Raw genomic sequence first — 13,536 nt, 5'->3', positions numbered from 1 at the left:
TATTAAAGGTGTTCTAGGATTTTTATATAAGTGTTCAGGCAAATTATAAGCTTCAATAGTATTATTATTAAGTACCATCATGTTATCTGCAAAACCCAAAACATCTTCTTTATCATGAGAAGCAACAATACACGTGACCTTTTTTTCTTTTAAATATTTGAAAATATTACGACGTAACGATTGCTTTTTAAAGTTGTCTATATGACTAAAAGGTTCATCTAATAACAAAATTTCTGGTGCATTTGCTAAAGCTCTTGCTAATGCAACACGTTGTTTTTGTCCACCACTTAATAATTTCACTTTAGTTGTTGCTAAAGCATTAAGTTCTACAACTTCAAGAAGTTCTGCAATACGTTCTTTCTTTTCTTCTTTATAAAAATTTGAAAGATGTTGGCCAATGTTTTCTGCTACAGAAATAAACGGTTCTAACTCAAATTCTTGCGCAACATACTTCATGAAATCGTAACCAATAACAAGATTGTGTTTTGGACCTAGAATTTGTTCTTTTTTCCAGAATAGGGTTCCGTTATTTAAATCGTATTCACCACGAAGTACTTTTAAAAGCGTGCTTTTTCCGCAACCACTTTCACCTATTATGGCAAGGTATTCTCCTGGTTTTACTTTAAAAGAAAGCTCTTTTAAAACAGGTGTTTTTTTGTAAGAAAAGTTGAGATTTTTTACTTCAAGCATAGTGCAAAAATAACACAAAAAAGCACTTGTTTTACAAGTGCTTTTTTTGTCATTCCAGCGAATGCAGGAATCTATTATAATATAGAAATAACTGTTTTGGATTTCCTTCATTCGCAGGAATGACAAAGCATTAATCCTTAAATTCGTCTTTCATTTTACTTGGTAAAACATCGTAACCCATATTAAATAGTGTAAAACCAAAAACATCTGCTGCTTGCTCTATCGTTTTACTTACAGGAGTTCCTGCTCCATGTCCAGCGTCTGTTTCTATTCTAATAAGTGTTGGGTTCTTTCCAGATTGTTTTGCTTGTAACTCTGCCGCAAATTTGAAACTATGGGCAGGTACAACGCGATCATCATGATCTCCAGTTGTTACTAAAGTAGCAGGATATTGCACTCCTGCTTTTACATTGTGAACAGGAGAATAGCCTTTTAAATACTCAAACATTTCTTTGTTGTCTTCTGCTGTTCCATAATCGTAAGCCCAACCTGCTCCAGCTGTAAAAGTATGGTAACGTAGCATGTCTAAAACACCAACTGCTGGTAAAGCAACCTTCATTAAATCTGGTCGTTGCGTCATAGTTGCACCAACTAATAATCCACCATTAGAGCCTCCTTTTATTGCTAGGTAATTTGATGAGGTGTAATTTTTAGCAATTAAATATTCTGCAGCTGCTATAAAATCATCAAATACATTTTGTTTTTTTAATTGTGTTCCGGCATCATGCCATTCTTTTCCGTATTCTCCACCACCTCTTAAGTTGGCTACAGCATAAATACCACCTTGCTCCATCCAAACGGCATTTGTAATACTAAAATTAGGTGTTAGACTAACATTAAAACCTCCATAAGCATAAAGGATTGTTGGGTTTTTACCGTTAAGTTTTACGCCTTTTTTGTGTGTAATTATCATTGGTATTTTTGTACCATCTTTTGATGGATAAAAAACCTGAACACTTTCGTAATCTTCAGAATTAAAGTCTATATCTGGTTTTCTAAATAAAGTTGAAATTCCCTTTTCAATATCATATTTGTAGATACTTCCAGGAGTAATATAGTTGGTAAAAGAATAATACAGTTCTTTTTCTTCCTTTTTTGCTCCAAAACCTACAGCACTACCAATACTTGGTAATTTCACCTCTCTAATTAATTTTCCGTTATAATTATATTGAAAGATTTGAGAGACTGCATCAACCATATATTCTGTAAAAAAGTAACCACCAGCTGTAGATGGGCTCAATACATTTTTAGTTTCTGGAATAAAATCCACCCAGTTTTCTGGTGTTGGATTAGAAGCGTCTACTGTAACTATTTTCTGGTTTGGTGCATTTAAATTGGTTACTAAAAATAATTTTGAACCAACATTTTCTAATAAGTATGTGTCGTTATCTGTGTTTCCAATAATCTCTAACAAAGGCGCATTTGGTACAGTTAAGTCTTTAATATATAATTTGTTTCCAGAAGTCGAGACACGAGGAGAGATTAATAGATATTTATTATCTTCTGTAACGCTTCCGTAAATGTATCTGTGTTTTTCTTCTGAAGTATTACCATAGATTATTTTATCCTCTTTTTGCGATGTTCCTAATTTATGGTAGTAGACTTTATGTTGATCAGTTTTTGCAGACAATTCGCTTCCTTTTGGTTTGTCGTAACTAGAATAATAGAAGCCTTCATTTTTATACCAAGACATACCGCTAAATTTAACATCTACAATGGTGTCTTCAATTATTTTTTTAGTTTCCGTATCCATGATTAGAATTTTTCTCCAATCGCTTCCACCTTCGGAAATAGCATAAGCTAATTTTTTTCCATCTTTAGAAAAACTTGTGCCTCCTAAAGAAGTTGTACCATCGCTACTAAAGTCATTTGGATCTAAAAATACCGTTGCTGTTTTTGGATCTTCTGTTGTTTTGTATCTGTAAATTACATATTGGTTTTGAAGTCCAGAGTTTTTATAAAAATAGGTGTAATCTCCTTCCTTAAAAGGTGATCCTATTTTTTCGTAGTTCCATAGTTTAGTAAGCCTATCTTTTAATTCATTACGAAATGGAATGTTATCGAGATAGCTATAAGTTGCTTTGTTTTGGTTTCTAACCCAAGCCATTGTTTCTTCGCTTCTATCGTTTTCAAGCCATCTGTAAGGATCTTTTACTTCTGTGCCAAAGTAAGTGTTAATTGTATCTACTGTGTTAGTTGAAGGATAGTCTACAGTAATTACTTGACGTTCTTTTTTTTCTTCTTTACAAGCCATAAATATTGAAAGTGTTAAAAAGCAAATTGCTAATTTTTTCATAGATAGTAGTTTTATATAACTATAAAAATAAACAAAAAAGCGCTTACATAGTTATGTAAACGCTTTTTTGAAAATTAAGTATTCTATTATAATCTATACTAGATTGTTTTTTACTAAGTATTCTGCTATTTGTACAGTGTTTGTTGCAGCACCTTTTCTAAGATTGTCACTTACAACCCAAAGGTTTAAAGTGTTAGGCTGAGAGCCATCTCTACGAATACGTCCTACAAAAACATCGTCTTTTCCATTTGCGTACAATGGCATTGGATAAGTGTTTGTGTCTAAGTTATCCTGTATCGTAACACCATCAGTTTCACTAAGTAATTGTCTTACTTCAGAAACGTCGAAATCGTTTTCAAATTCTACGTTTATAGCTTCACTATGTCCGCCAGCAGTAGGTATTCTAACAGCAGTTGCAGTAACAGCAATGGTTTTGTCATTTAGAATTTTTTGAGTTTCACGAACCAATTTCATTTCTTCTTTGGTATAGCCGTTTTCCTCAAAAACATCACAATGCGGAATAGCATTTTTGTGAATAGGATAGTTATAAGCCATTTCTCCTTTTACACCAGCCATTTCATTTTCTAATTGTTGTACCGCTTTTACTCCAGTTCCTGAGATAGATTGGTAAGTTGAAACAACAATACGTTTTATTTTATACTTTTTATGAAGCGGAGCCAAAGCCATTACCATTTGAATAGTTGAACAGTTTGGATTCGCAATAATTTTGTCTTCTTTTGTTAATTCGTTAGCGTTAATTTCTGGAACAATTAATTTTTTTGAGTGATCCATTCTCCAAGCAGAAGAATTATCAATCACAGTAGTACCAATTTCTGCAAATTTTGGAGCCCATTCTAAAGACGTTTCTCCACCAGCTGAAAATAAAGCGACATCTGGTTTTAAAGCAATAGCATCTGCTAAGCTTACTATTGTAAACTCTTTGTTTTTAAAGTTTATTTTTTTACCTACAGAACGTTCTGAAGCAACAGGAATAAATTCTGTAATTTTAAAATTACGCTCTTCTAATACTTTGCGCATGACTTCGCCAACCATGCCTGTAACACCAATAACTGCTAATTTCATAACTAAATAAATTATTTCAATTTTAATATAAAAAACAAAGCTATTATATTTCTAATAGTTTGAGTTTAAATAGGTGTTATTTTTTTGGTAAAAATTAGGCACAAAAAAAATCGGTTTTGCATTGCAAAACCGATTTTTAAAATATTTAATAAAAAATAGACTACTTTTTTAAAGCATCTCTAATTTCCATTAATAAATCGTTATCGCTAGGTCCTGCTGGTGGTGCATCTGCAGCTGGCTTTTTAGCTTTGTTGTAAGCTTTTACAATAATGAACATAACCATACCAACAATTAGTAAGTTAATAATTGTATTAATCCAAGATCCCCACATAATTGCGTTTTCTGGAGTTGTAACTACTCCTGCTGCATCAACTATAGCATCATCTAAAATAATTTTTTTGTCTGAAAAATCTGATCCTCCTGAGAAATGACCAACAACTGGCATAATAATGTTGTTAACAAAGCCCATAACAACAGCACCAATTGCTCCTGCCATAATTACAGCTACAGCAAATTCTACAACGTTACCACCTGTAATAAATTCTTTAAATTCTTTAAGCATAATTTTAATTTTTAAGGTTAGTTTAAATTAATTATTTTTCAATTTAGTTAAAATTTTAACAAAAAGGCTAGGTTGAGAAGGTATAAAGATTAAAAATATCGACGAAACACTCGTTTTATTCGTTGAGATACGGAAGTTAATATTTCATAAGAGATAGAGTCTATACTTTCTGCTAAATTTTCGGCAGAATGTTGTGGTCCAAAAACGATAACTTCATCTCCTTCTTCACACTTAATATTTGTAATATCTACCATAATCATGTCCATACAAACATTACCAATTATGTGAGCTTTTTGTCCATTTATAAATACAAATCCATTTCCGTTTCCAAAAAGCCTGTTAATGCCATCTGCATGACCAATAGGTAAAGTTGCTGTTTTGGTATTTTTTGTAGCAGTAAAGGCACGATTATAACCTAAACTGTCTTCTTTTTTTAAATTATGAATTTGAGAAATACTTGTTTTTAATGTAGCAACAGGTTTTAAGCTTTTATTTATTTCTGTATTATTTGCAAAGCCATACAAACCAATACCACATCTAACCATATTAAAATGTGCTTGTGGATAATTTAAAATCCCAGAGGTGTTACTTTGATGTAAAAAAGGTTTATAATCTAGACTATCACTTACTTCTTGAGTAATACGTTTAAAACTTTCAATTTGGTTTAATGTAAAGTCTTTTTCGTTTTCATCGTCACTTGCTGCTAAATGAGAGAAAAGTGATTTCACTTTAATTGCTTGGGTTGTTTGAAGAATTTCTACGATTGTTTCAACTTCAGATTCTGCAAAACCTAATCTATTTAAACCAGTATTAAATTTTATATGAATAGGATAATTGGTCTGTTTGTGTTTTTTAGCAACAGCTAAAAATTCATTTAAAATACGTTGAGAATAAATACTTGGTTCTAAACAATGTTCTATAATTGTTTTAAAATTCACTGTTTGTGGATGTAGTACTAAAATAGGTGTTTCTATTCCTGCATTTCTAAGCGCAATGCCTTCGTCTGTATAAGCTACGGCAAAATAATCTACATTTAACTTTTCTAGGTGTTTTGCTATTTCTATGGCATCACTTCCATAGGCAAAAGCTTTTACCACTGCTAAAAATTTAGTGTTGGTTTTAAGTTTAGACTTTATAAAATTAACATTGTGTTGTAATGCATTTAAGTCTATTTCCAGAATGGTTTCCTGGGCTTTAGGCATCTTTGTTTTTAGATTTAAGCTCTTCGGCATCATTCACTTTCATGGTTTTTATTTTCTCGCGTGTGATTGCTTTATAGTAAGCTGCACGACTTAAAGGTTCGTATTCTTCGGTTTCACCTAATAAAACAAGATCTTCACTTTTATTTTTTCGGTAACTAAATTGCGCAAGGTTTCCTGTGTGTGTACAAACAGCATGTACTTTAGTAACATACTCTGCGGTTGCCATTAAGTTTGGCATTGGACCAAATGGGTTGCCTTTAAAATCCATATCTAGTCCTGCTACAATTACACGAATACCTTTGTTAGCTAAATCGTTACAGACTCTAACAATCTCATCGTCGAAAAATTGTGCCTCGTCAATACCAACAACATCACAACCATCTGCCAAAATTGGAATATTTGCAGCAGCAGGAACTGGTGTAGAACGAATTTGGTTTGCATCGTGAGACACTACCATTTCGTCATCATAACGCACATCTACTGCTGGCTTGAAAATTTCAACTTTTTGCTTTGCAAATTGCGCACGCTTTAGCCTTCGAATGAGTTCTTCGGTTTTTCCAGAGAACATGGAACCGCAAATAACTTCAATCCAACCAAATTGTTCTTTTTGATTTACTGTATTTTCAAGAAACATTTTGTAATTTTATCATACTAAACAAGAGAAATTTCTCGTTTCTATAAAGGTGGCTCAAATTTATTAAAAATCAAAAGCCTAAATTGTATAAATTTGAATAATTATAAAATTTTTAATCTATGAAGAAGAAGTTAGAATCCGAATTAATGAGTATTGCTCATAAGATTCTTAAACTAAAAGGCAAAGAGGATGTAAATAAAATGCATACTGAAGTAGCTGCTTTGTATGAAAAACTTACTGTTTTAAAGTTTGCACAAGAGAATTTTGAAGACAATTTACCAACTATTGGTAACGATTCTTCATTTTTTGGGATGTTAGATACCGCTTTTAACAATACAGTGAGTGATAATATAGAGATTGGTAATAAAACTTATGTAGATGTAGATGAGCGAGATGATGATGAAATAATGGAGCCAGTAATGGAAAAAATTAAAGATATGGTTGCGCAAATGCCTCAAGAAACACAGCAAGTTGATGCTGTTTTAGCTGCCATACAACCTAAATACCATAAAAACGATTTTGAAGATATTACTGCCGATTTTAACCAAACACCTGTTTTTGATAAGGTAAGTGATGTTAAGCCTACTGAAAAAAAATCTTTGAATGATAAACTAAAATCTGGAGGATTAACCATTGGTTTAAACGATAAGCTGGCTTTTATTAAGCATTTGTTCGATGGTAAAAATGCAGATTACGATCGTGTAATTTCGCAATTAAATACCATGGCTAATTTTGATGAAGCCAATACTTTTATTGAAACTACTGTAAAACCAGATTATAATTCTTGGGCTGATAAAGAAGACTATTCTGAACGTTTTATGGAACTTATTAATGCTAGATTTAATTAAAATAAAGATGAAAATTAAAAAAATAATTTATTGGATTGTAACTTTAGGTGTTTGCGGAGTGTTTTTATATTCAGCAAATATGTATTTTACTAATTACGAGATGGTACAAGGCTTTTTTAAAATGCTAAATCACCCATCTTATCTTGTTTATCCTTTAGCAACGCTAAAAGTTATTGGTGTTATTATTATTTTATGGCGTAAAAGTAACTGGCTTACAGAATGGGCTTATGCAGGTTTCTTTTTTAATGCTATTTTAGCTAGTGTTGCACATTATAATGCTGGTCATGACATTGGGTTGTCTTACTTTGTAATTCCTTTAATATTAACGTCTTATTTTTTAGGAAAAAAGGTTAGACCAATTAAAACTAGTAATTAAGATATAGCCAGCCAACAAATGGTTTTTCTATAGTTTCAATTTTTAAAACATAATAGTAAGTTCCAACTGGTAATATAGCATCAGTTTTTGGAGTGCCTTTGTTTGGGACACCATTCCAATTATTTTTATAGTTATTAGTTTCGAAAACTAACGTTCCATACCTATTAAAAATTTTCACGTTATTATCTGGATAATCTTCAATACAACTAATTAAAAAGGTGTCATTATCTCCATCGTTATTAGTCGAAACGCCTTGAGATATTTTTAAACAACCGTTTATAGAAACTTTGGCAGAATCTTCGTTATTGGTTTCATCTCTATCTATTTCTGTTACATTATTTAAACTGGCTGTGTTTAATAAATTGTTAGATGAAATTACCTGTGCAGTTATGGTAAGTGTTTCAGATTGATTAGAAGCTAAATCAGGTAAATTCCAAAGAAAAGTAGTTTGATCGTAATTACCATAAGACGCATTAGCGTTAAGATATATGTAGCCACTAGGAAGACTTTCGAATATAGAAATAACAGTCGCGTTTGTGGTTCCTACATTTGTAGCTGTAATTGTAAACGTTACGTTTTCTCCTAAACTAACTTCTTGTGGTACAACAGATTTTACAACTTCGATATCAACATTAGAACTATCTTCAACAACATCTAAAGTTGCGCTAGCTAAAGAGGTGTCTATATTATTTTGATTTGTAAAATTAGTATTGTTATTTAAGTAATTACCAACATTAGTTGAAGTAACAGGAACAGCAAAGGTGCAAGTTCCAACACCAGCAGGAAATATTAAATTATTAACCATAACAGAGGTTTCTCCATTATTTCCTGTAAAAGTAGCTGTACAACCATTTTGTTGCACCCAATCTATTGGACCAGAAAGTATAACACCAGGAGGAAGATTATCTGTAAAATCAATATTGTTTTGAGAAGGGTTTCCTGCTAAATTAGTAACAGTAAATTCTAATATACTTTCTTGACCAACAATAATTTGAGTTGGTGTAAACGATTTTATAATAGTAGGTGCAATAACCTGTACGTTACTAATAGAAATATTAGTTTCTATGGTTAACTCTTGATTATCACTTTCGTTAGGTATTGCTTGTGCATTATTAGTAAAAGCACCACCAAAACTGGGAGCAGTAACAGGAATTGTAATTTGTATTGTAGAAGCCGCATCCATATTAGGTATTACTCCAGTAATAGTATTACCACTAGTGGTAAAAGTGGTACAACTAGCATTACCATTTATAACGGTACATGTTGGTGTTCCGTTTACGGTAAATTCATTTCCTAAAATATCTTGAAAATCTATATTAATTGCATTAGAGCTCGTGTTACTATTTGTAATATCTATAATCCAATTAAAGTTCTGGTTAACATTAACTTGAGTAAACTCTGGAAAAGTTTGTACTACTAAATCTACACATGGCGCAAAATAGGTAGTTACACTATCTTGATTGTTACCTAGAGTATCATCAGCCAACATATCTACACTTATTATTCTTACACCATTAGTTGCTTGTATTGCATTGCTAGAGCATTCTGGTTCCCAATTTACTACTACTTCAAAAGTAATAGTACTTTGTGCGGGCAAAATATAGTTGTCTTCAGGAGCTATACTCCAAAATATATCTTCCATTCCAGCTTCCGGAATACCATCTAAAAGTACACCAATGTTTGCATTATTAATAGTCGGGCAAATTGCTGTTCCTGTTGTAGAAACACAATTTACAAAAACCAAAGTAGCAGATGCTAATATATTAGTATTTACAGGCATGTAATCTTCAATTTCAACAACAGCATCTGTAGTTGTACTAATATTAGTCGCTGTAATTTCATAAGTTACATTTCCCCAACCAATAGTATTAAAAGCATCACTACCAAGCGGTAAAGCAGGATCTATTTGTGTTTTTGTAATCTGTAAATCTACAATATCTTCAGGATCACAAATAGGTAAAGGAGGTAATACTACAAAATCACTTTCTGCATTATTAAAAGTATTGCTTTCTACAATATTTGTTTCTAATAAATTAGCACCACTTCTTACGTGTGCTTGAGAATTTGTTGGTGTTCCAGTAGAGCAGTCGTCTGGTTCTATAAACTTTATAACAGTTGTAATCGTTATAGTAATATTTGCAGGAACAATAAATTCGTTAGTAGTCCAAAAAGCACCTTGATTTGATAATGTAAAATCATTACAGGTTATATTTCCTGTAGTTGCAACACAAGTAACAGAAACAATTTCCCAATCGATATTTACAGATAAATTTTGAAGAAAAAAACGTCCAAAAGCATCTAATGGTCCATTATTACAAGCAATAGTTTCAAAAGTAACCTCTTGATCCCAGTTTACCATTTGCGATGGTAAAGGCATAATTTGTGTGGTTTCAATGCATAAATCTGTTGTTGGACAAACAGGTGCATCTATAAGTTGTGTGTTTACTAAATTAGAATCGTTAGACGATTCATTAGCATGATTTACTACAATTCTAATAAAACTATTTACAGCTAATGGCGCTATATCTATACTACATGCAGGCTCTAAATATTTATATACAATTTCAAAACTTAAAGAACTATTAGCATTAAATTGAATTGGACCATTAAAATTAAAAAAAGGATCTCCAGCAAGCACATTACCTTGAATTTGTGTAGTTCCAGAAACATCAGGACACAATGTGCCATTTGTCCCACTTAAACAACTAATAGACTCGAATTGTACATTAGGTACTCCAAAATTGATAGCATTTGCTAACTGCATTCTACCAGAAAAACTATCTAAAGGAAAAGCAATGCTACTATTATTTGTTATAGTAAATTGGTAAGTAACAGTATCGTCCCAGTTATTTATTCCTGTGCCTTCTGGAGGCGTAATTTGAGAATAAACTACCGAGAAATCTATAGGTAAATCGTTTACATCAATTGAAATTATGGATTGATTATTAGAAGTATTTGTATCTGTTGTTCCAGTTGGAGCAAATATAGTAACGTTAGTTGCTATTCCTCCAGGACTAATTGGCGCACGTACTGTAACTAATACTTCTACGCTAGAATTACTAGGCATATTAGCAATAGTTCCTGTTAATTCATTACCAACAAAAGATAAATTTGAAACAGCACTAGCTCCACCATTTGCATTTTGACTCATAGAAGTAAAATAACTAACATTCGCGCTTAAAGTTTGAGAAAATGTAGCGTTACTTGCTGTATTTCCAGAATTTAGTATGGTAATTAAATACTGAAAATCTTGGTAAATATTAACCTGAGAAACAGAAACTCCAGAAAGATTTCGAGCTTCCAAAACAGTAGAAAAATCTGTGGTTTGTGCTTTTACATTTAAAAATAAAAAACAGAAAACAAATAAACAAATAGCGAATTTTTGCATTGGTTGGTTTAGTGAGTAGATGCTAAAATTATAAAAAGGTTGCGTCAATAACATATAAAAAGATTGTAAATTTGAAAACATAATCATTAATTAATGAGTAAACTATACATCGTACCAACACCAATAGGTAATCTTGAAGACATGACATTTAGAGCCATTTCGGTTTTAAAATCTGCCGATGCTATTTTAGCTGAAGACACTAGAACTTCAGGAAAATTATTAAAGCATTTTGATATAAAAACACCAATGCAAAGTCACCATATGCACAACGAACATAAAATGGTAGAGCGTTTGGTCGAGCGTATTAAAAGCGGAGAAACTATTGCACTTATAAGCGATGCTGGAACTCCTGCTATAAGTGATCCAGGATTTTTACTAACACGAGCTTGCGTAGAAAACAATATTGAAGTGGATTGCTTGCCAGGAGCAACTGCTTTTGTTCCAGCTCTGGTAAACTCTGGTTTGCCTAACGATAAATTTGTATTCGAAGGTTTTTTACCTGTTAAAAAAGGCAGACAAACACGTTTAAAATTACTTGCTGAAGAAACCCGAACTATTATTTTTTACGAGAGTCCACATAAACTTCTAAAAACACTTGGACATTTTTGTGAGTATTTTGGAGAAAACAGACCAGTTTCTGTGTCACGAGAACTCACTAAATTATATGAAGAAACGGTTAGAGGCACAGCCAAAGAAGTTTTAGAGCATTATACTAATAAACCACCAAAAGGCGAGATTGTTATTGTGGTTGGAGGAAATAAATAGTTAGGCGCCAAACTGAACTTGTTTCAGTTTTACATCCTTCTCCAACCAATAGATTTTGGAGAAATAAAATTCTTGGTTTGAGTAATTGGTAGTACCTGATTAAAACTTATTTTTATTAATATCACATAACTCTAAAACTAACTGTTTTTACTCAATTACGGTTTTTACCGTAACGTAAAACAACTCAAAACCTATGTTTTCGATAAAATGCACAAAAACGCCTACAAAAATTTGTGTGATTGCGTTTTTTTTAGGTTAGCCATGTTGTAAGTTAGTTTGAGATTTAAGAAGCCTCAAATTAATTGAAAACAATGTTGCAACTTTAAATAACTAGCGCTAGTTTATTTTTAATCAATACAGCTTCTTAAAAAATGCATCTTAGCTTCTTAAATTTTATTAACCAACCAGTAAAAATTAAAAACTGGTTTAAAATTTTAAATTATGAAAAAATTAAAGAAATTTTTCGGAATATTTGCTGTGGCATTATTTATGCTATCAACATCAAGTATTCAAGGATCAACTACTGTAGAGTTAAAAAAGGAAAAAGATTGTTTCAGTAAATGTGATTTAGTAGCTACTGTTGCTGGTGATGTAGGAGAATTAACACATCAAGAAGAGTATGCTGTTTTCTCTACCTGTTATGAAACCTTTTGTAACTAAAAATCTTAAACCTAATTTAAGTGTTTTTATTAAATTAGGTTTATTGTTAAACTTTTAAATGTAATATTATGATTTTAAAAAAGTATTATTTCTTTATTGGTATATTTTTACTTTTCACTAATCTTTATGGCCAAATAACAGAAGGTTCTGTAGAATATATCGCCTCCCATAACTCTGATAAAATTAAAGCCAAATTAGAAAAAATTTCAGATGAAGAAATGAAATTAAATATAATTTCGAAATTAGACAATTCTGAAGATGTAAGTTATTATTTAACTTTTAATAATCAAGAATCATTTTTTGAGAAAGCTAAGACTATGAAAAATGAAGCTGATAAAAATTTTAATTTTACTGAAATTTTAGCAGGAGATGGAAAAATTTATATCAATACTAATTCGAAAAATATATTAGAAAAAGGTTCTGCTTTTGGGGATCTTTTAATTAAAAGGGATTTTTTGAAATGGAGTCTAACAAAAGAAACAAAAGTAATCGGTAATTATACTTGCTATAAAGCTACAACAACAAATATTAGTGAAGGAAGAAAAGGTAAAATTGTCAGAGAAATTTTAGCTTGGTATGCTCCAGATGTTTCCATACAATTTGGGCCTAGTTTTTATTGCGGCTTACCTGGTTTAATTTTAGAATTAGAGAATGGTAATGATATTACTTTTAAAGCTAGTAAAATTAATTTAAATCCAAAAAAAGAAATTACAATTAAAAAGCCTGAAGGTAAAATTATTGATTTTGAAGAGGCTAACCAAATTGCTAAAAATAATCGTAATAATTAGTAATCTAAATTTTATTTATCCTTGAATTTAAATGATACTAAATAAGTATTTAAAAGATTAAATAGTATTGAAGCTTTAATAATTAAATGAAAAAATATTTACTATTAATCGTTATTAAAATCCTGCTACTCCTAGCAGGATTTTCTTTAAACGCCCAAAACATAACTGTTTCTGGTATAGTACAAGATAGCTTAAAAACAGCACTAGACTACGCAAATATTCTAGCAGTTCTAGAAAGTGATAG

The 13,536-nt window shown here is 31.4% G+C and carries 12 protein-coding genes; 5 read left to right on the top strand and 7 right to left on the bottom strand.

The annotated features are described in order from the left end of the window. From Q0C58_RS08115 to Q0C58_RS08090, 6 genes are all read right to left on the bottom strand, one after another. Positions 1 to 690: ABC transporter ATP-binding protein (locus Q0C58_RS08115; RefSeq protein WP_290699833.1), on the bottom strand; the 690-nt coding region annotated here is incomplete at its 3' end. Positions 691 to 820: 130 nt separating this feature from the next. Next, complete coding sequence (locus Q0C58_RS08110; protein ID WP_290699831.1) at positions 821 to 2,986, bottom strand: prolyl oligopeptidase family serine peptidase; 2,166 nt, start codon at positions 2,984 to 2,986, stop codon at positions 821 to 823. Positions 2,987 to 3,079: 93 nt separating this feature from the next. Then, complete coding sequence (locus Q0C58_RS08105; protein WP_290699829.1) at positions 3,080 to 4,069, bottom strand: aspartate-semialdehyde dehydrogenase; 990 nt, start codon at positions 4,067 to 4,069, stop codon at positions 3,080 to 3,082. A 160-nt stretch (positions 4,070 to 4,229) separates the two neighbouring features. Next, on the bottom strand, positions 4,230 to 4,631 hold the full coding sequence (gene mscL / locus Q0C58_RS08100) for a large conductance mechanosensitive channel protein MscL (protein ID WP_290699827.1): 402 nt from the start codon (positions 4,629 to 4,631) through the stop codon (positions 4,230 to 4,232). An 89-nt stretch (positions 4,632 to 4,720) separates the two neighbouring features. Further along, entirely contained in the window at positions 4,721 to 5,833 is a 1,113-nt protein-coding gene (gene alr, locus Q0C58_RS08095) for an alanine racemase (protein ID WP_290699824.1), read from the bottom strand. Further along, positions 5,826 to 6,467: a thymidine kinase gene (locus tag Q0C58_RS08090; RefSeq protein ID WP_290699822.1), complete on the bottom strand. Its 642-nt coding sequence runs from the start codon at positions 6,465 to 6,467 to the stop codon at positions 5,826 to 5,828. The genes alr and Q0C58_RS08090 overlap by 8 nt, the downstream gene beginning before the upstream one ends. Positions 6,468 to 6,586: 119 nt before the next feature. Between Q0C58_RS08090 and Q0C58_RS08085 the strand changes: the two genes are divergently transcribed. Together Q0C58_RS08085 and Q0C58_RS08080 are read left to right on the top strand one after the other, a co-directional pair. After that, positions 6,587 to 7,315, top strand: a complete 729-nt coding sequence (locus Q0C58_RS08085; protein ID WP_290699819.1) for a hypothetical protein — start codon at positions 6,587 to 6,589, stop codon at positions 7,313 to 7,315. Positions 7,316 to 7,322: 7 nt separating this feature from the next. Beyond that, a complete protein-coding gene (locus Q0C58_RS08080) occupies positions 7,323 to 7,691 on the top strand; it encodes a DoxX family protein (protein WP_290699816.1) in 369 nt (122 codons plus the stop codon). On the opposite strand, the gene Q0C58_RS08075 is transcribed toward Q0C58_RS08080, so the two are convergent. Then, entirely contained in the window at positions 7,681 to 11,079 is a 3,399-nt protein-coding gene (locus Q0C58_RS08075; RefSeq protein ID WP_290699813.1) for a gliding motility-associated C-terminal domain-containing protein, read from the bottom strand. The genes Q0C58_RS08080 and Q0C58_RS08075 overlap by 11 nt on opposite strands. A gap of 93 nt (positions 11,080 to 11,172) precedes the next feature. Between Q0C58_RS08075 and rsmI the strand changes: the two genes are divergently transcribed. From rsmI to Q0C58_RS08060, 3 genes are all read left to right on the top strand, one after another. Further along, positions 11,173 to 11,844 (top strand): 16S rRNA (cytidine(1402)-2'-O)-methyltransferase, encoded by a 672-nt coding sequence (rsmI, locus tag Q0C58_RS08070; RefSeq protein ID WP_290699811.1) that lies wholly within the window; start codon positions 11,173 to 11,175, stop codon positions 11,842 to 11,844. A gap of 489 nt (positions 11,845 to 12,333) precedes the next feature. Next, positions 12,334 to 12,504, top strand: coding sequence for a hypothetical protein (locus tag Q0C58_RS08065; protein ID WP_290699809.1), 171 nt, complete (start codon positions 12,334 to 12,336; stop codon positions 12,502 to 12,504). Between the two features lie 68 nt (positions 12,505 to 12,572). Then, positions 12,573 to 13,292, top strand: a complete 720-nt coding sequence (locus Q0C58_RS08060) for a GLPGLI family protein (RefSeq protein ID WP_290699807.1) — start codon at positions 12,573 to 12,575, stop codon at positions 13,290 to 13,292. The last annotated feature ends 244 nt before the right edge of the window (positions 13,293 to 13,536 follow it).

Origin of the sequence: Lacinutrix sp. (genome assembly GCF_023299985.1) — a bacterium.
GTDB lineage: Bacteria > Bacteroidota > Bacteroidia > Flavobacteriales > Flavobacteriaceae > Lacinutrix.
The sequence above is the reverse complement of the archived record's forward strand: the minus strand, read 5'-3'. Positions and strand labels throughout refer to the sequence as shown.